The sequence below is a fragment of the Leclercia sp. LSNIH8 genome (assembly GCF_002920195.1).
GTDB lineage: Bacteria > Pseudomonadota > Gammaproteobacteria > Enterobacterales > Enterobacteriaceae > Enterobacter.
In genome coordinates, this window is sequence record NZ_PQJY01000004.1 from 52,673 (window position 1) to 71,552 (window position 18,880).

An 18,880-nucleotide genomic window follows, 5' to 3' on the forward strand; every position below is an offset into this window, starting at 1 on the left:
AGATGACTCTTACCAAAGGTGAAATTTCACTCAGGCTACTTTACCCGTCTGGTAAGCGCAAGAAAGGGCGATTTAATTGAGGGGATTTTCATCAGTTGTGCGGGCATTGCTGCCCGCATCATACGCTTAGCCCAGCAGGACACGATCAATGTTGCTACAACCCAGCGCACGCAGCGTGGCCGCAGTGGCATCCCACTGGATCAGCGGTGCATCGGCTTTTTCCGCCAGAATGGCGCGCTGGATATCCGGGTAGTCGTAACCGTTAAGGCTGAGCAGGTTCAGCGCCCCCTGTAACGGCGGCAGCGTCGGGTTAAAGGCGGCATTCTCGGCATAGCTGCCGGTAAAGATTCGCCCGTCACGACACTCCAGCGCCACGCCGCTCGGCGCGTTGCTGTATGGCGCGTGTGCTTTATTGGCGGCAAGAATAGCAGCCTGGGTCAGTTCATCCCCGCTCACGGCATAACCGTGGTCCTGCTCGTCCATCAGCAGCGATTTGATCTCAAGATCTTTCGGTCCGAACGCATCCGGCAGATAATCCGCCAGCGTATGCTGGGCGCGGCCCGGCAGGTTGATGCGCAGCTGTAAACCGCTGTTAAGCTCGTTCATAAACTGACGGCAGTGGCCGCACGGGGTGTAGTTGACGGTGATCGCTTGCAGGGATTTTTCACCACGCAGCCAGGCGTGGCTGATGGCGCTCTGTTCCGCATGCACGGTCTGCTGCATGGTGGCGCCGAGAAACTCCATATTGCCACCGAAGTACCAGGTGCCGCTCACGCCGCGGGCAATGGCGCCGACGTTGAAATGGGAAAGGTCAGCGCGGGCGCAGGCCGCCGCCAGCGGCAGAAGCGCAAAGGCCAGTGCGTCATCATCCAGATCCGTGGCACGTTTCAGTGCGGCGACCTGTTCAGCCGTCAGCAGGGCGGGGAAGTGTGCATCCGCCAGAACCGGGGCCAGGGCTGACTGCAAATTCTCTGCTAGCTCGGCAAAAGCTGATTGAAAACGTGGATGCATGGCGTTGCCTCATAAAGGTTAATGGATCGGTAGTGTACGGAGCCGCTGGGGCTTTATATGTGACTTAGATCTCATTATGTGTGCAACTTATGAAACTCAGATTAAAAATGCGCGACGCGTCGCAAATTTTAGCCCACCACCGCCAGAATGATCGGGAACAGGAAAGGGGCGATCAGCGAGGTCAAAATCCCGCAGATTACCAGCGCCAGCGAACTGAAGGCACCTTCCTGGTAATCCAGCTCCGCACAGCGGGCGGTGCCGAGGGCGTGTGAGGCGGTGCCCATCGCCAGACCACGGGCAGATTTGGTGCGGATGCGCATGGCATTCAGCAGCGTATGGCCTAATACCGCACCCAGAATACCGACATAAATGACGCACACGGCGCTGATCGCCGGGATGCCGCCGAGACTGCCGCCCACCGCCATGGCAATCGGGGTGGTGACCGATTTAGGCAGAATGGAGGCGGCAATTTCCGGTGTTGCCCCCATCAGCAACGCCACCGAGGTGCCGGTGATCATCGCCACCACGCTACCCACCAGGCAGATGGTAATAATCGACTTCCAGCGGGCGCGGATCTGGTGCAGTTGTTCATACAGCGGAAACGCCAGCGCGACCACCGCAGGCTGGAGCAGATCGTTGAGGACTTTGCTGCCCTGGAAATAGTGATCGTAAGGGATGCCGGTTAACAGCAGGAAAGGGATGATCACGACCATCGCCACCAGCAGGGGATTAAGCAGCGGGAACTTCAGGCGCACCGCCAGCTTGCGGGCGGCGAAGAAGACTGCCACGGTGAGCGGCAACGACCACCAGATATTAGCCATCATTTTTTCTGTCCTTTCTGTCCAATCACTTTACGCTCCCCGTGCGCCAGATGGGTACTCCAGCTCACCACTAAAAACACCACCAGCGTACTGATGGTGCAGGAGACAAATATCGGGCCAAACTGCGCGCTCAGCAGATCGTAATACTGCATCACGCCCACACCGATGGGGACGAACAGAAGGGCCATATAGCGGATCAGTATCGAGCAGCCTGGCTTGACCCAGTTTGCCGGAAGGATTTGCAGCGCAAGCAGCACAAACAGGATCAGCATGCCGATAATACTGCCGGGAATGGTGATCGGCAGCAGGGAGGCGAGAAAGATACCTGCATAGAGGCAGGCATAAATCAGGATGAAGGCGCGCAGGTATTGCCAGATAACGATCAGTGTTTTATTCATGGTGGAAGCCCTTAATGGAACGCATTCATCATACAATTAAAACCGGAAACGTGCTACGGATCACATCATGACTTTTGAGCATACCAGACATTACTTTCTGGAACGTTGGGCATTTCCCCAAACCACAGGAGACAATGCGGCGCAGACAATATACGATCGACAGATAAAGATAATGATGCTGAAATCCGGCCCTGAACGTTTACTGGAGGTAAACAATGCCATCCATTCTCATTAAAACCGCTGATGAGCTGGCTCGCCAGCGACATGCGGGCGAACTGCTGGCCTCGGTGTTTACCATGCTGGACGAGTTTATTAAGCCTGGCGTATCCACTATGGAGATCAACAATCGCGCGGAGGCGTTTATCGTCGAACAACTTCAGTCCCGCCCGGCCAGCAAAGGACAGTATGGTTACCCCTACGTGCTGAATACCTCGGTGAACGAAGTGGTGTGCCACGGGATCCCGAAAGAGTCAGAACACCTTAAATCGGGTGCCATCGTGAATGTCGACATCACTCTCGAAAACGCGGGCATGATCGCCGACTCTAGTAAAATGTATCTCATTGGCGACGTTTCGCCCCTGGCACGCAGGCTGGTGAAAGCCACCTATGAGGGAATGTGGAGAGGAATTAAGGCCGTCAAACCGGGCGCTACGCTTGGGGATATCGGTCACGCTATTCAGTCATACGTTGAAGGCCAGGGCTACAGCGTGGTGCGCGAGTATTGCGGGCACGGCATTGGCAAAGAGATGCATGAAGAGCCGCAGATCCTCCACTACGGCAAACCTGGCGAAGGCCCGGTGTTGCAGGAGGGGATGGTCTTTACCATCGAACCGATGATCAATCAGGGTGACAGCCGGATCAAAACGAAGAAAGACGGCTGGACGGTGGTCACCCGTGACAAAAAGCTCTCTGCGCAATGGGAACACACCATCGCCGTGACCGCGGACGGTTTTGAAGTGCTGACGCTGCGTCCTGAAGAGACAATCCCGGATTAAGACCGCACCCCACGAGTGATGCTTCCCACCTTTGGCGGGAGCGGCTACTATAGCGCCTCTTTTTTTACGGGTACTGATATGCGTGTATTACTGGCACCGATGGAAGGCGTGCTCGATTCGCTGGTGCGTGAGCTGCTGACCGACGTTAACGATTATGACCATTGCATCACCGAGTTCCTGCGGGTGGTGGATATGTTGTTGCCGGTAAAATCGTTTTACAGACTCTGCCCGGAACTGCATCACCAGAGCCGCACCCCCTCCGGCACCCTGGTGCGGATCCAACTACTGGGACAATATCCCGAGTGGCTGGCGGAAAACGCCGCCCGCGCCGTCGAGCTGGGCTCCTGGGGCGTGGATCTGAACTGCGGCTGTCCGTCAAAAATGGTTAACGGCAGCGGCGGCGGCGCCACGCTGCTGAAAGATCCTGAGCTGATCTACCGCGGCGCGAAAGCGATGCGCGAGGCGGTGCCCTCCCATCTGCCGGTGACGGTAAAGGTTCGCCTCGGCTGGGACAGCGGCGACAGGCAGTTTGAAATTGCCGATGCGGTACAGCAGGCGGGCGCCAGCGAGCTGGTGGTTCACGGACGCACCAAAGAAGATGGTTACAAAGCCGAACGCATTAACTGGCAGGCCATCGGCGAGATCCGTAAACGGCTGACCATCCCGGTGGTCGCTAACGGTGAAATCTGGGATCGCGAGAGCGCGCTGGCCTGCATGGCCGCAACCGGCTGCGATGCCATCATGATTGGGCGCGGGGCGCTCAACGTGCCAAACCTCAGCCGGGTGATTAAATACAACGAGCCGCGTATGCCGTGGCCGGAGGTGGTGACGCTGCTGAAGAAGTACTCCCGCCTCGAAAAGCAGGGCGACACCGGCCTGTACCACGTGGCGCGCATCAAGCAGTGGTTGAGCTACCTGCGTAAAGAGTACGACGAGGCCCTGGATCTGTTTCAGGAGATCCGCGCCCTGCAATCTTCGGCGGAGATAGCCCGGGTGATTCAGGCGAAATAGCAGTACGGCAAGCATCACGTTTTTGCGGCGCGCATTGTGGCTCCGAACGACACGGTTAACGTGTGCAAACGGGATGCGTATCCGAGTTTTTACTGGATATGTAAAGGTATGACAAATTGTGGATTGCCACCGATTCCTAAACAAAGGAGGCGAAGCGGGCGTATTTTGCCCCCCTTCTTTTTTTGGTGAATAACGTCATGAATCGTTCGATTTTTTATTTCTGCTGCTTGCCTCTCTCCCTGCTTCTTGTTGCCTGCGCCCCGGGCCACGATACCGCAACCTCGCTGAATCAACAGATCCCCGCCGCGAAAATCGATACCGGCCTGGCTGCCGGAGAGTGGCCAAAAGAGAGCTGGTGGGAAGATTTTCACGATCCAGAATTAAATACGCTGATTACCAAAGCCCTGGCCGATGCGCCGGATATGACCCTTGCCCGTCAGCGCATCGCCCTTGCCGAAGCGCAGGCCAAAATGGCAATGGCTGCCGATGGCCCGGAGGTTAATTTCTCTGCCGACGCAGAGCGGCAGAAAATGTCAGCCGAAGGGCTGATGGGCCCCTTCGCGATAACCGATCCGGCGGCCGGAACCACTGGCCCCTGGTACACTAACGGCACTTTTGGCCTGACCGCTGGCTGGGATCTGGATTTGTGGGGTAAAAACCGCGCCCAGGTTGAAGCCCGCATCGGGAAGGTCAACGCACAACAGGCGGAGCTGCAGCAGACCCGTCAACTGCTGGCCAGCAGCGTGGCGCGTCTTTACTGGGACTGGCAAACCCAGGCGGCCATTGGGCATCTCTTAGCCGCCATCAAACAGGAGCAGCTCAATATTATCGGTACCGACCGGGAGCTGTACCAGCATGGTATCACCTCTTCTGTGGAAGGGGTGGAAACCGACATTAACGCCAGTAAAACGGATGAGCACCTGGCGGAGGTGAAGGGAAAAATGAAAGCCATTGAGGCGCGTCTGGCGGCGCTTACCAACTCCCCAACGGTGACGCTGACCCCGCACGCCTTGCCCGCTGTCGAGAGCAAAATGCCTTCCACTCTGGGCTATGAATTACTCGCCCGCCGCCCTGATTTGCAGGAGGCGCACTGGTATATCGAAGCCTCCCTGCATGAGGTGGATGCGGCGAAAGCGGCCTTCTATCCTGACGTGAACCTGATGGCCTTCCTGCAACAGGATGCGCTGCACTTAAGCGATCTGTTCCGCTCCTCGGCGCAGCAGATGGGCGTTACCGCCGGGCTGACCCTGCCGATTTTCGACAGTGGGCGCCTGAATGCCAACCTTGATATCGCCCAGGCGCAAAATAATCTGTCGATCGCGAACTACAACAAAGCGGTAGTGGAGGCTGTCAACCAGGTCGCCCGGACGGCAAGCGAAGTCGAAACGTTAATGACGAAAAATAAGCATCAGCAACGCGTTGAAGCCGATGCCGCACGGGTAGTCGCGCTGGCACAGGCGCGCTTTAATGCCGGGATTGTCGCAGGCTCACGGGTCAGCGAGGCTCGGATCCCCGCTCTGCAGGAACAACTGGCCGGGCTGACGCTGCAGGGACAGTACATCGATGCCACCCTGCAACTCACCTCCGCGCTGGGTGGCGGCTATAAGCACGGGTGAAAAGTGAGAAGTCACTATACTTACTTCTTTGTCTTCTTTTCTGGAGGTGAGTATGGGTTCAACCAATCGTGTGGCTATTGTAACGGCATCAGATTCGGGGATCGGCAAAACCACAGCGCTGATGCTGGCGGAGCGTGGGTTTGATATTGGCGTGACCTGGCACTCGGATGAAGAAGGGGCGATGAAAACCTGCCGCGAGATCGAGGCGCGTGGACAGCGGGCAGAGGCCATCCATCTCGATCTCAGCCAGTTGCCGGACGGGGCGAAAGCCATCGAGACGCTGATTGAACGTTTCGGCCGACTTGACGTGCTGGTCAATAACGCCGGGGCGATGACCAAAGCGCCGTTTCTTGAGATGGAATATGACCAGTGGCGATCTATTTTTAGCGTCGATGTGGATGGGGCATTTCTCTGTTCGCAGATCGCCGCCCGGCAGATGGTGAAGCAGGGGGAGGGGGGACGTATCGTCAATATCACCTCGGTGCATGAACATACGCCGCTGCCGGAGGCCAGCGCTTACACCTCAGCCAAACACGCCCTCGGCGGCCTGACCAAGTCGATGGCGATGGAGCTGGTTCACCATAACATTCTGGTGAACGCCGTGGCGCCGGGCGCCATTGCCACGCCGATGAATGACATGGATGACAGCGAAGTGAAGCCCGGCTCGATGCCCAACATTCCACTGGCAAGGCCGGGGCATACCAAAGAGATCGCCAGCCTGGTCGCCTGGCTATGTGACACCGACGCCAGCTACGCCACCGGACAGTCGTTTATCGTCGATGGCGGCTTTATGCTGGGCAATCCGCAGTTTAAACCGGAGCAGTAATCCTTAGCTGCGATCCCGGCGTTTCAGCCACCAGCGCACCACGAAAACCAGCACCAGCACCACAATCAGCCAGATCCAGTGGCGCAGGTGCTGGTCCAGCGCGTGCAGCCAGGGCTCCAGCACTTCACCGCCCACGTAGCCTAAGGTGGTGAAAATCAGCGCCCAGATGATGGCGCCCACAATGTTCAGCGGCAGGAAAATTTTTGGCGGCAGGCGACTGGCCCCGATCAGTAGCGGGCCGATGATGCGAAAACCGTACATAAAGCGGGTGCCGATCACGAAAAGGTAAGGGTGGCGCTGGATCAGCTGCTGGGCGCGGTTGATTTTCTTCTGATGGCGGGAAAAGCGCCGCAGGATCGCCGGACCAAACCGGACGCCAAGCAGATAGAGCAGCTGATCGCCGATCATGCCTCCTAGCGCTACCGCGGCCACGACCAGCGGAAAACGCAGCAGCCCCTGATGCGCCGCCACGCCCCCCAGCAGAGTGATAGTTTCCCCTTCCGCTATGCTGCCAACGACCAGCGCGGCATAGCCATACTGTGCAATCAAAGTATTAATATCCATACGCTAAGCGTAGCGCAGGAAACGTTAACGCATGAACAACCAGCTGATGAAACCTAAAACAGGAACGATCAGACCAAAAAACAGGGCACCTGTCGCCCAGGCAAACGGCGCTACCTCTTCTTCTTTTTTGATATCGGCAAAGCGCGCCAGCGCCTGCGGGCCGTCAGGGGCAGTCACCTCTTCAAACTGCTTTTTATGCCCCTGTTCAACCAGCATTTTTGCACCCTGCAGGTCGGACTTATCCAGCGCAGCGATTTGCTTTCCTTTCTGGAAAAAAATGAATTCCGCCATCAGAGATCTCTCCCGTAAACTGCTGTTTAGCAGGGAGTAATATACCAGACGCCCAAACCTGCCGCTGCATTTTTATACTGTACAAAAAATAATCTCAGGCCTGCATTATACTTGAGTTATCGCTAGCGGGCCGACAACAAGGGGGCGTTATGAACCATGTCTGGGGACTCTTTTCCCATCCCGATCGTGAAATGCACGTGATCAGAAGCGAAAACGAAACGGTCAGTCATCACTATACCCACCATGTGTTGCTGATGGCTGCCGTACCGGTGATTTGCGCGTTCATCGGTACCACGCAAATTGGCTGGGATTTTGACGACGGCAACATTGTAAAACTTTCGTGGACAACCGGCCTGGCGCTGGCCGCAGTCTTTTACGCCCTGATGCTGGCAGGGGTAGCGGTAATGGGGCGGGTGATTTACTGGATGGCGCGTCGCTATCCGCAGCGTCCTTCCCTGGCGCACTGCATGGTGTTTGCCGGTTACGTGGCAACCCCGCTGTTTTTAAGCGGGATCGTGGCGCTCTATCCTATTGTCTGGCTCTGCGCGCTGGTGGGGACGCTGGCGCTCTTTTATACCGGTTATCTGCTCTATATCGGTATTCCTACCTTCCTGAATATCAACAAAGAAGAGGGCCGCAGCTTTTCCGGTTCGACTCTCGCCATTGGCGTGCTGTTGCTGGAAGTGCTACTGGCGCTGACGGTTATTCTTTGGGGTTATGGATATCGTCTCTTCTGACGACACGGCATTGCTGGCGTAATTGCCAGCAATGCAGCATCTGTTCACGATTAACTACTGGTAGCAAGGCATCCGGACGGCTATGATGCCTTAGCCAGCCCGTGTTCTCGCTTCGGCCCGGGCGGCGTACGTTATTACGTGCGTGAATAATTATCCGAAATCTCACCATGCTGAAATTCCGCGTTTCTTTACTGAGTCTTGCACTGTTGCTGGCCGTGCCAGTGGCGACCCCCGCAATCGCCAAAACTGCCGCTGTGGCTACGGCGACACAGCCGGAGATTGCTTCTGGCAGCGCTATGATCGTCGATCTGAATACCAACAAAGTGATCTATTCCAGCCACCCGAATCTGGTGCGCCCGATCGCGTCGATTACCAAATTAATGACCGCGATGGTGGTGCTGGATGCACGACTGCCGCTGGATGAAAAACTGCGCGTCGACATCAGCCATACGCCAGAGATGAAAGGGATCTACTCCCGCGTGCGTCTGAACAGCGAAATCAGCCGTAAAAATATGCTGCTGCTGGCGCTGATGTCCTCGGAAAACCGCGCTGCGGCAAGCCTGGCGCACCACTATCCCGGCGGCTATGACGCCTTTATCCGGGCGATGAATGCGAAAGCGAAGGCGCTGGGGATGGTTCAGACGCGCTTTGTGGAGCCAACCGGTCTGTCGATTCATAACGTCTCGACGGCGCAGGATCTGACGAGGCTGCTGATCGCCACTAAGCAGTATCCGCTGCTCGGCCAGCTCAGCACCACCCGGGAAGAGATGGCCACCTTCTCGCATCCGGCGTATACCCTGCCGTTTCGTAACACCAACCATCTGGTCTACCGCGATAACTGGAATATCCAGCTGACCAAAACCGGCTTTACCAACGCCGCGGGCCACTGTCTGGTGATGCGTACGGTCTTTAATGGCAAGCCGGTGGCGCTGGTGGTGATGGACGCCTTTGGCAAATATACCCACTTTGCCGACGCCAGCCGTCTGCGGACCTGGATTGAAACCGGAAAAGTCACCCCGGTTCCCGCCGCAGCCCTGAGCTACAAAAAGCAAAAAGCCGCCCAGATGGCGACGGCGCAGAACGATTGAATCGCGTTTAATGCCCGGCGGCGCTTCGCTTGCACGGGCCTACGGGTTGTGTAGGCCGGGTAAGCGAAGCGCCACCCGGCAATACCGCGTTGAAATAGATTACTCCGGCAGCGTCCAGTCACCGTCGTTGAGGGGGCGCTGCAAAATCAGCGTATCGCGCCAGTCGCCTTTCTTGTATCCCACGCTTCTCAGCTGTCCTGCCACTTCAAAACCGTGCTTTTTATGCAGGCGTAACGACCCGGCGTTGTTCGGCCCATCGCCCACCACGGCGATCATCTGGCGCCACGGACCCTCTTCGCTGCGGGCAATCAGGGCGCTCAGCAGCGCGCTGCCAAAGCCGCGTCCGGGCGTGCTGGCCTCGACGTAAATCGACTCTTCAAGGGTGTAACGGTAGGCGGGGCGCGCGCGATAATGGGTGGCGTAACAGAAGCCCACCACAATCCCACGATAGAGCGCCACCAGCCACGGCAGCCCCTGGCTGGTCACCGCGTGTATACGCTCGCGCATCTCGTCTACGGTAGGGGGAACTTCTTCAAAAGATGCACGCCCGTTAAGGACGTGCCAGGCATAGATGGCGGCGATGGCATGAGCGTCCTCCGCCTCTGCATCGCGAACCTGAACGTCAGTTTCGGAGAAAGTTTCAACAGCCGACATAATATGTCCGCTCCTCATCAAAAAAAGCCAGAGAAACGTTTCTCTGGCGACCCGAGGCTACTCTAGTACGATTTGTACAGGCTTAACAGCGGGCCCATTCTGGCTAACTGGTTTGATCAGTGGCTTGCGGGCTATGAATCGCTGTTTCAGGCTGCTCTTGCCAGTTTTTATGCTTGGTTGTTTTACCAATCCCCGGATTCATACTGTTAGTTGGGTCATTAGCCCGATAAAACTGTTTTAATGAGTCCGGTGCTTCGTAAATGTGACCGACATTGTGTTCCGCCGGATATTGCGCGCCGCGCGCCTTCAGCAGAGCCAGCATTTGCGCCTTCAGGGCGTGAGCATCGACCCCTTTTTTAACGATGTAATCCTGGTGGAAGACGTAACACATAAAGTGGCCGTAATAGAGCTTATGCACCAGCTGGCTGTCGATCTCCGGCGGCAGTTTTTCGAACCATTCGGTATCGTTGCGGCGCAGGGCGATATCCAGCGCCAGAATATCCTCCACCTCGTCTGCGTGAACCGCCTGATAGCGGATCGCGGCGCCAGCGGCGGCAAAGCGGTGTAAAAAGGCCTTACTGCCCTCTTCAGGGGTGCAGGCAAAGAAATCCCCCTCCGCGGTTTTGAAGAATTCGCTCAGCCAGCTCTGCGCTTCGGCAATGCCGTCGCCCGCCATCTTCAACAGCAGGTGATGCTCGTACTTATCCCGCCAGCTTTTCATCCGCGGCGGCAGGTGCGCCGGGAAGGCGTTGCCCAGCTTTTGCATAAAGCGGTCAGTAAAGTGCGGTTTAAACAGTGACACCTTCTCCAGCATCGCATCGGTGCGCCCCTTCATGGTGAAGAAGAAGGGCATCTTGTCGGTGCCGAGCTTGTCGATCATCAGGAAGGTGTCTTTGCCGTAGCGTTCGGCGATGTCGTAAATATCCCGGTGCATATACTCACCGGCCACCGGCAGATGGGTAAATTCCCCGAGAATGTGGCGACGGATAGTGGTCAGCACCTCCGGCTGGTTGGTGCCGATATAGAACACCTGCTGGCGTTTCTCGGCCGGGAAGGTGTCCAGGCGTACGGCAAAGACCGCCAGCTTACCGGCACAGCCAGAGGATTCAAACAGACGATCCGGGTCGGCGTTATAGCGCGCCGGGGTGTCAGCATCAATTTCACGCACCCGGCTGATGTAATCATGGTCGTGAGCGTGGCGTCCGTCATGCAGTACATCGCTGTCTTTCACGCGGTCATCATCCAGCTTGCTGAGGATCTGCTCCGGCGTGACCCCTAAATCGATACCCAGATGGTTCACCAGCGTCAGCTTGCCCTGCTCATCGATGCGGGCAAAGAGTGACATTTCGGTATAGGCCGGGCCGCGCTGTACCAGCGATCCGCCAGAGTTATTGCAGATCCCGCCGATCACCGAGGCGCCGATACAGGAGGAACCAATCACCGAGTGCGGCTCACGGCCCAGCGGCTTGAGCGCCTTTTCCAGGGAGTAGAGCGTGGTGCCCGGATAGGCCAGCACCTGCTCACCTTTATCCAGCAGATGCAGCTTGTCGAGGCGCAGGGTGCTGATAATCACAATGTCGCGATCGTAATCATTGCCGTTCGGCGTGGAGCCTTCGGTCAGGCCGGTATTGGCCGCCTGCATCAGAATAATTTTGTCTGCTGCGACGCAGGCATTGAGCACCCGCCACAGCTCCAGCAGCGTGCCCGGGAACACCACCGCCAGCGCGTCCCCTTGTCCGGAGCGAAAGCCCTTGCGGTAGCGGGCGGTTTTCGCGGCGTCAGTAAGCAGGTGCGCCTGGCCTACCAGGCGTGATAGCTCGTTAATGAAACTGGTGTTATCGTGCAGTCGTTCAGAAGACATCGTCCACCCCTTGTGGTTATTCAAATGCGTCGTCAAAAATCATAGCGCGATTAATGTTTAAGCGAACCAGTATTCACCAGAAAAATCAGAGAATAAACCCTGCAACGTTCAGAGGGTTTATGGCACACTGCGCTTTTCGTACGGTCTGGCCGCGACTATCCGGCGGTTATTGATGAGAGAGTAAACGAGATGAAATGGCTCTGTTCTGTAGGTGTGGCTGTAAGTCTGGCGCTGCAACCCGCGCTGGCTGACGACCTGTTTGGCAATCATCCGCTAACGCCGGAAGCCCGGGACGCATTTGTAACCGACCTGCTCGCGAAGATGTCGGTTGATGAGAAAATCGGCCAGCTGCGCCTCATCAGCGTCGGACCGGATAATCCGAAAGAAGCCATTCGCGAAATGATTAAAAACGGGCAGGTGGGGGCGATTTTCAACACCGTCACCCGCCAGGATATCCGCAAAATGCAGGATCAGGTGATGGAGCTCAGCCACCTGAAAATCCCACTCTTCTTCGCCTTTGACGTGCTTCACGGCCAGCGTACCGTCTTCCCGATTACCCTCGGCCTTGCCTCCTCCTTTAACCTTGAGGCGGTGAAAACCGTGGGCCGCGTGTCGGCATACGAAGCAGCGGACGACGGCCTCAACATGACCTGGGCGCCGATGGTGGACGTCTCCCGCGATCCGCGCTGGGGCCGCGCCTCGGAAGGCTTCGGGGAGGATACTTATCTCACCGCGACGATGGGTAAAACCATGGTCGAAGCGATGCAGGGCAAAAGCCCGGCGGATCGCTACTCGGTGATGACCAGCGTCAAACACTTCGCCGCCTATGGCGCCGTGGAGGGCGGCAAAGAGTACAACACCGTCGACATGAGCCCGCAGCGCCTGTTCAACGATTATATGCCGCCGTACAAAGCGGGCCTGGATGCTGGCAGCGGCGCGGTGATGGTAGCCCTGAACTCGCTGAATGGGACGCCGGCCACCTCTGACAGCTGGCTGCTGAAAGAAGTTCTGCGTGACCAGTGGGGCTTTAAGGGCATCACTGTCTCCGATCATGGGGCGATCAAAGAGCTGATCAAGCACGGCACGGCCGCCGATCCGGAAGATGCGGTGCGGGTGGCGCTGAAGTCCGGCATCAACATGAGCATGAGCGACGAGTACTACAGCAAGTACCTGCCGGGTCTGGTGAAGAGCGGTAAGGTCACCATGGCGGAGCTGGACGACGCCACGCGCCACGTTCTGAACGTCAAATATGATATGGGGCTGTTTAACGATCCGTACAGCCACCTGGGGCCAAAAGAGTCTGACCCGGTAGACACCAACGCCGAAAGCCGCCTGCATCGTAAAGAGGCGCGTGAAGTGGCGCGTGAGAGCCTGGTGCTGCTGAAAAACCGTCTCGAGACCCTACCGCTGAAGAAATCCGGCACCGTGGCGGTGGTGGGCCCGCTGGCCGACAGCAAACGCGACGTGATGGGCAGCTGGTCTGCGGCAGGCGTGGCGGATCAGTCGGTCACCGTGCTGACCGGCATTAAAGACGCGCTGGGCGACAAGGGCAAAGTGATTTACGCCAAAGGGGCCAACGTCACCAACGATAAAGATATCGTCACCTTCCTCAACCAGTATGAAGAGGCGGTGAAAGTCGATCCACGCTCCGCCCAGGAGATGATTGACGAAGCGGTGAATGCTGCGAAGCAGTCTGATGTGGTAGTGGCCGTGGTGGGTGAAGCCCAGGGGATGGCGCATGAAGCCTCGAGCCGTACCGATATCACCCTGCCGCAAAGCCAGCGCGATCTGATTACCGCGCTGAAAGCCACCGGCAAACCATTGGTGCTGGTGCTGATGAATGGCCGTCCGCTGGCGCTGGTGAAAGAAGATCAGCAGGCTGACGCGATTCTGGAAACCTGGTTCGCCGGTACCGAGGGCGGTAACGCCATTGCCGACGTGCTGTTTGGGGACTACAACCCGTCGGGTAAACTGCCGATGTCCTTCCCGCGCTCGGTGGGGCAGATCCCGGTCTATTACAGCCACCTGAATACTGGCCGACCTTACAACGCCGACAAGCCGAACAAGTACACCTCGCGCTACTTTGACGAAGCCAATGGTCCGCTCTATCCGTTTGGTTATGGCCTGAGCTACACCACCTTTAAGGTTTCTGAGGTGAAAATGTCGGCCCCGACCATGAAGGCGGATGGCACGGTGACCGCCAGCGTGGATGTCACCAACACCGGTAAACGTGAAGGGGAGACGGTGGTTCAGATGTACGTTCAGGATATTACTGCCTCCATGAGCCGCCCGGTAAAACAGCTGCGTGGCTTTGAGAAGGTCAACCTGAAACCGGGTGAAACGAAGACCATCAGCTTCCCAATCGACGTGGATGCGCTGAAGTTCTGGAATCAGCAGATGAAATATGACGCTGAGCCAGGCAAATTCAACGTCTTCATCGGTACGGATTCTGCCCGCGTAAACAAGGGTGAGTTCGAGCTGCTGTAAAAAAGCCCGGCGGTGCCGGGCAATATCCAGACGGGGCCGCCTCACCTGATTCGTGATCGGCCCCGCAATTTTTTTCCAGTCCCGCCTGAAACCGACCTGAATCCCTCTTTTTTATCCCTTCCTGGCAGGTGATTTGTGATGATTTTCACACTTCATTTTTGCCGCCCCTGAGAAAACGTGAACCCCATCAAAAGCGCTTTCTACCACCTTATTCTGGCGTGACGATCTTCACTCTTCGCTCAAAATCCCCAAATACGGCCCGCGAGCGGGGGGATAAAACGGCGTTAAATGCCTGTCACTTAACAGCTGACAGGTATCAACATGAAGCTCTCGTTAGAAAATGTCGTTCTCGACCGCAACGGCCTGACTCCCGTCACCGATCTCCTCCAGGGGCTGATTACGACCCTCGCTCAGGCCGGTGGCGGGACGCTGGTGATCACGCCGGGTACCTACCTGACGGGCACGCTGGTATTACCGTCAAACTTCACCCTGCATCTGGAAGCCGGTGCGCGTCTGCTGGCGAGCCCCCATGAGGCGGACTACCAGGCCTGCGAAACCCAAAGCATGGCCGAGCTTTCAAGGATGGCGCTCCTCTATGGACGTGATGCCCATCATCTGACCCTGAGCGGTTCAGGCTGTATCGACGGTAATGCGAGCGCCTGGTTTGCGCCAACGCCAGACGCCCAGGGCTACCGTCAGCCGAAAACCCATCGTCCGCGCCTGCTGGTGCTGGAAGGGTGCGAGCAGGTGCGGATCGCCGATATCACGCTGTATGACGCGCCCATGTGGACCGCGCACCTGGTCAGCTGCAGGCATGTTTTCATCAAACAGATCACCATTGATAACGACCTGGCGCTCTCCAATACCGATGCGCTGGATCTCGACAGCTGCCAGCACGTTCACCTCAGCGACAGCTATTTCAGCGCCGCCGACGACGGCATCTGCCTGAAGACCACCGCCAAAAGCGCAGCGTTGCAGCAGCCGATGGAGAACGTCACGGTCAATAACTGCATCATTCGCTCCAAAAGTTGCGCCATCAAAGTGGGCACCGAGACCTTTGCCGATATCCGCAACCTGGTGGTCAGCAACTGCGTCATTTTCGAATCCAACCGCGCCATCGGCCTGGTCTCCCGCGACGGCGGACGGTTCAGCCAGATGCTGTTCAGCAATATCGTCTTTGATTGCCGGCACGGCGATCCCTGCCACTGGGGAAAAGCCGATCCGGTCTTTGTCTCCGTCCGCCACCGCGCGCCCGACGTCACGCCGGGCGAGATAAGCCAGGTCACCTTTCTAAGCCTCAGCGGAAGCGGGGAAGGGGCTATCAACCTGCACAGCGACGTGCCAGGCGCCATTCACAACATCACCTTTAACGGGCTGAGCTTCTCTCAGCGCCTGAGCGCCAGCGACGAGCAGGGCTGCTATGACGTGCGCCCTCCCTGCAACCCCGCGCGCCCGACAGGGATGGGACTGGATAACGCCTATCTCGTCAATCCGCAAACGGGGCGCGCCCACGGTGTAGAACGCTATCCGCACGGACTGCCCGCGCTCTATGCCGCAGGCGTTGAGGGATTACAGCTGCACGCCATCCAGATTACCCGTCCGCTGCCGTTACCTGCGGGCTGGGATGAAGAGAGCATCCGAACTTACCCGGCGAATACAGGGAATAGAAAATGATAAAAAAAGTGCGAGAAATAAAACTGCGTAACTATGTCTGTTACGGGCTGGCAGATGTGATTGGCTCCGGCGCCTTCACGCTTGTCAGCGCCTGGCTGCTGTTTTTCTTAACCACCTTCTGCGGATTGACACCGATTCAGGCGGGCTCGCTGTTTGCGGTGGCGTGTATTGTCGATGTGATCATGTGTCCGGTCATCGGCTACATTTCCGATAATTTCCACAAGACGGCGCTGGGCCGCCGCTTTGGCCGTCGCCGCTTCTTCCTGCTGGCCAGCATTCCGCTGGTGTCGGTCTACAGCCTGCTGTGGGTGGAGGGCTTTAACTACTGGATGTACCTGCTGTTCTACATCCTGTTTGAGATTGTCTACACCATGATCATCATCCCTTACGACACCCTGTCGGCAGAGATGACCTCCGACTTCAAAAAGCGCTCTAAACTCACCAGCGCCCGCATGTACATCGCCCAGCTGGCCGGTTTTGCTGCCGCCTTCCTGCCGGGACGGCTGGTGGCGTACTTCGGCCCGGAAACCTCGGCGTCGTTTTTCTACACCGGTGCCATCTTTACCGTCTCCTTTATGATTGTGCTCTTCTTTGTCTACTTCGGCACCTGGGAACGTTCGCTGGAGGAGATCCAGCAGAGCGAAGCCCACGCCGACGAGGAGGAGAAAGCGCCGCTGGCGACCCGGGCGTACCAAATCTATTACGATTTTGTCTCTACGCTGAAAATCAAGACGTTCAGATCGCACCTTGGGATGTATCTGGGCGGTTCAGTGGCGCAGGATATCTTCAACTCCGTCTTCACCTACTTCGTGGTCTTCGCCCTGATGACCTCGTCGGTGATGGCCTCTAACCTGCTCGGCGTGATCAACGCTCTGCAGTTCTTTGGCGTCGGGATCGCCACCTGGCTGACCCTGCGTTACTCCCCGTCCCGGGCCTTTGCCACCCAAGCCTCAATGGCGCTGGTGGCCTTTGCCCTGCTGGTGTCAGCATACTTCCATCAGACTGGCGGGATGGTGCTGCTGTATGCCGGGGCGGCGATTGCCGGCCTGGCGCGCGGCGGGATCTACGCCATTCCATGGAATAATTACACCTTCGTGGCGGATGTGGACGAGATCCTCACCTGTCAGCGTCGGGAGGGGATCTTTGCCGGCTTTATGAGCCTGCTGCGTAAGGCCTCTCAGGCGATGTCAATTTTCCTCGTCGGCGTGGCATTGCAGATGTCGGGCTTTGTCTCCGGGCAATCCGCACAGCCGCAGTCGGCCATCCATATGATTATGGTGATCATGATTGTCCTGCCGGTGATCCTCACCGTATGGGGGATCTGGTCGGCCTTCCAGTTCCGCGTTAACAGCCGCACGCACGCCATTCTGAACGAAGAGGTGGCACGACTGAAGCAGGGGGGCAGCAAGGCGACCGTCAGCGCGGAAAACCGTGCGGTTATCGAAAGCCTGACCGGTATGCCGTATGAGCACTGCTGGGGCGAGAATAGTGTTGGCTATCTCAATCGCAAACGAATGATGGCGCGACAGACCTCCCCGCAATTTAACAACGCCTGATCCTCCTATTCTGACCGGGCCTGTGCGCCTGGTCTTTCAGGACGAAGCACATGACAGAACACAGCGTATATATTCAGCAAGGGATCTGGGCCAGACTGGGTCTGCCCCGGGAACTGAGCTGGGGCTTTATCGGCCTTTTCCTGTTTATTACTGGCGCCACCATCGAGCAAAGCTGGCTGGCCTCGATGCTGCAAAACCGCGGCTATGACGCGTTTCACATCAGCCTGCTCTCATCGGTGTTCGGCCTGTGCGTGGCAGTGATCTCCTGGTTCTCGGGGATTGGCGCGGGGGTACTGGGTCTGCGTCGCCTGATGTGGGGTGCCACGGCGGTCTATTTTCTCGGTTCGATCCCGTTTATCGGCTATGCCCTGCCGCAGGGGAATTATCCCCTGATGGTCGCCAGCTACGCTCTGCGCGGCGTGGCTTACCCGCTGTTTGCCTACTCGTTTCTGGTCTGGATCAACCAGCGCTGCGAGCCGCGTATCCTGGGGCGGGCGGTTTCCTGGTTCTGGATCGCCTTTGGCGTGGGGATGACGATCGTCGGGCCGTGGTACGCCAGCCTGATGCTGCCGCGGATCGGCGAAACCGCGACCCTGCTGAGCGGCTTTATCTTTGTGGTGCTGGGGGCGTTCTGCGCGCTGGTGCTCAACCGCGATCGGCCGCAGACGGCCCAGGGCGGCAGCCTGGGGGCGGCACTCACTGAAGGGATCATGGTGCTGGTGCGGGAGCCAAAAATGCGTCTCGCGGTGATCGTCAAAACCATCAACGACATCGGTAAATTTTCGCTGGTGATCCTGATGCCGGTCTACCTGCCGCGCTTTGGCTTCAGCATCGCGGCGTGGCTCACCATCTGGGGGCTGGTGAACGTGGTTAATATTTTTGCCAGCTACTTCTTTGGCTGGCTGGGGGACACCATCGGCTGGCGCAACACGGTGGTCTGGTTCTCCGGCACCCTGTGCGGACTGGCGATGGTGGCGGTATGCTACGCGCCGGTGCTGTTTGGTGACAGCGAGCTCGCGCTATTCTGCGCCTTAGCGCTCTATGCCATTGGGCTCGGGGCATTTGGGCCGCTCAGCGCGCTGATCCCCTCCCTGCTTCCTGATAACAAAGGCGCGGCGATCTCCTGCCTCAATCTGGGTTCCGGCCTGAGTAACTTTGTCGGGCCGTTGATTGTCACCCTCTGCGTGGCCCCGCTAGGCGTGGAGGGGACGCTGTGGGTGATCGCCATACTCTACTTTGCCGCCAGCGTGCTTACCCTGCCGTTAAAACTGCCTGAGACGCGCTAAAACG

The 18,880-nt window shown here is 57.7% G+C and carries 16 protein-coding genes and 1 pseudogene; 10 read left to right on the forward strand and 7 right to left on the reverse strand.

What is annotated here, in order from left to right; genetic code table 11:
* Positions 1-126 precede the first annotated feature (126 nt).
* The 3 genes from cdd to C3406_RS12275 all read right to left on the reverse strand — a co-directional run bounded on the left by cdd (position 127) and on the right by C3406_RS12275 (position 2,230).
* A complete protein-coding gene (gene cdd / locus C3406_RS12265; RefSeq protein WP_103825022.1) occupies positions 127-1,011 on the reverse strand; it encodes a cytidine deaminase in 885 nt (294 codons plus the stop codon).
* A gap of 128 nt (positions 1,012-1,139) precedes the next feature.
* Complete coding sequence (locus C3406_RS12270; RefSeq protein WP_103825023.1) at positions 1,140-1,835, reverse strand: CidB/LrgB family autolysis modulator; 696 nt, start codon at positions 1,833-1,835, stop codon at positions 1,140-1,142.
* Complete coding sequence (locus C3406_RS12275) at positions 1,832-2,230, reverse strand: CidA/LrgA family protein (RefSeq protein WP_103825024.1); 399 nt, start codon at positions 2,228-2,230, stop codon at positions 1,832-1,834. Before C3406_RS12275 ends, C3406_RS12270 begins: the two co-directional genes overlap by 4 nt.
* A gap of 215 nt (positions 2,231-2,445) precedes the next feature.
* Between C3406_RS12275 and map the strand changes: the two are divergent.
* From map to C3406_RS12295, 4 genes and pseudogenes are all read left to right on the forward strand, one after another.
* Positions 2,446-3,244, forward strand: a pseudogene (map, locus tag C3406_RS12280) (type I methionyl aminopeptidase).
* Positions 3,245-3,303: 59 nt separating this feature from the next.
* On the forward strand, positions 3,304-4,236 hold the full coding sequence (dusC, locus tag C3406_RS12285; protein WP_103825097.1) for a tRNA dihydrouridine(16) synthase DusC: 933 nt from the start codon (positions 3,304-3,306) through the stop codon (positions 4,234-4,236).
* A 197-nt stretch (positions 4,237-4,433) separates the two neighbouring features.
* Positions 4,434-5,852 carry a multidrug resistance outer membrane protein MdtQ gene (gene mdtQ, locus C3406_RS12290; RefSeq protein ID WP_103825098.1) on the forward strand — a complete coding sequence of 473 codons (1,419 nt, stop codon included), beginning with the start codon at positions 4,434-4,436 and terminating at the stop codon, positions 5,850-5,852.
* A gap of 52 nt (positions 5,853-5,904) precedes the next feature.
* Positions 5,905-6,678: an SDR family oxidoreductase gene (locus C3406_RS12295; protein ID WP_103180306.1), complete on the forward strand. Its 774-nt coding sequence runs from the start codon at positions 5,905-5,907 to the stop codon at positions 6,676-6,678.
* 3 nt (positions 6,679-6,681) lie between these two features.
* Here the strand turns inward: C3406_RS12295 and C3406_RS12300 are convergent, their stop codons facing one another.
* Positions 6,682-7,242 (reverse strand): DedA family protein, encoded by a 561-nt coding sequence (locus C3406_RS12300; protein WP_103825026.1) that lies wholly within the window; start codon positions 7,240-7,242, stop codon positions 6,682-6,684.
* Between the two features lie 24 nt (positions 7,243-7,266).
* Complete coding sequence (locus C3406_RS12305) at positions 7,267-7,533, reverse strand: hypothetical protein (protein ID WP_103825027.1); 267 nt, start codon at positions 7,531-7,533, stop codon at positions 7,267-7,269.
* Positions 7,534-7,682: 149 nt separating this feature from the next.
* Between C3406_RS12305 and C3406_RS12310 the strand changes: the two genes are divergently transcribed.
* Together C3406_RS12310 and pbpG are read left to right on the forward strand one after the other, a co-directional pair.
* Positions 7,683-8,270, forward strand: coding sequence for a Yip1 family protein (locus C3406_RS12310; RefSeq protein ID WP_103180303.1), 588 nt, complete (start codon positions 7,683-7,685; stop codon positions 8,268-8,270).
* A gap of 167 nt (positions 8,271-8,437) precedes the next feature.
* Complete coding sequence (gene pbpG / locus C3406_RS12315) at positions 8,438-9,358, forward strand: D-alanyl-D-alanine endopeptidase (RefSeq protein WP_103825028.1); 921 nt, start codon at positions 8,438-8,440, stop codon at positions 9,356-9,358.
* A gap of 99 nt (positions 9,359-9,457) precedes the next feature.
* Here the strand turns inward: pbpG and C3406_RS12320 are convergent, their stop codons facing one another.
* Both C3406_RS12320 and dld read right to left on the reverse strand, forming a co-directional pair.
* The gene (locus C3406_RS12320) at positions 9,458-10,012 is read right to left on the reverse strand and encodes a GNAT family N-acetyltransferase (RefSeq protein WP_103825029.1); all 555 of its coding nucleotides are present in this window, start codon (positions 10,010-10,012) and stop codon (positions 9,458-9,460) included.
* 103 nt (positions 10,013-10,115) lie between these two features.
* A complete protein-coding gene (gene dld / locus C3406_RS12325; RefSeq protein WP_103825030.1) occupies positions 10,116-11,873 on the reverse strand; it encodes a D-lactate dehydrogenase in 1,758 nt (585 codons plus the stop codon).
* Between the two features lie 189 nt (positions 11,874-12,062).
* On the opposite strand from dld, the gene bglX reads away from it, so the two are divergent.
* From bglX to C3406_RS12345, 4 genes are all read left to right on the forward strand, one after another.
* Positions 12,063-14,360: a beta-glucosidase BglX gene (gene bglX / locus C3406_RS12330; RefSeq protein WP_103825031.1), complete on the forward strand. Its 2,298-nt coding sequence runs from the start codon at positions 12,063-12,065 to the stop codon at positions 14,358-14,360.
* 321 nt (positions 14,361-14,681) lie between these two features.
* Positions 14,682-16,034 (forward strand): glycoside hydrolase family 28 protein, encoded by a 1,353-nt coding sequence (locus C3406_RS12335; protein ID WP_103825032.1) that lies wholly within the window; start codon positions 14,682-14,684, stop codon positions 16,032-16,034.
* Positions 16,031-17,590, forward strand: coding sequence for an MFS transporter (locus C3406_RS12340; protein ID WP_103825033.1), 1,560 nt, complete (start codon positions 16,031-16,033; stop codon positions 17,588-17,590). The genes C3406_RS12335 and C3406_RS12340 overlap by 4 nt, the downstream gene beginning before the upstream one ends.
* A gap of 50 nt (positions 17,591-17,640) precedes the next feature.
* Positions 17,641-18,876: an MFS transporter gene (locus tag C3406_RS12345; RefSeq protein ID WP_103825034.1), complete on the forward strand. Its 1,236-nt coding sequence runs from the start codon at positions 17,641-17,643 to the stop codon at positions 18,874-18,876.
* The last annotated feature ends 4 nt before the right edge of the window (positions 18,877-18,880 follow it).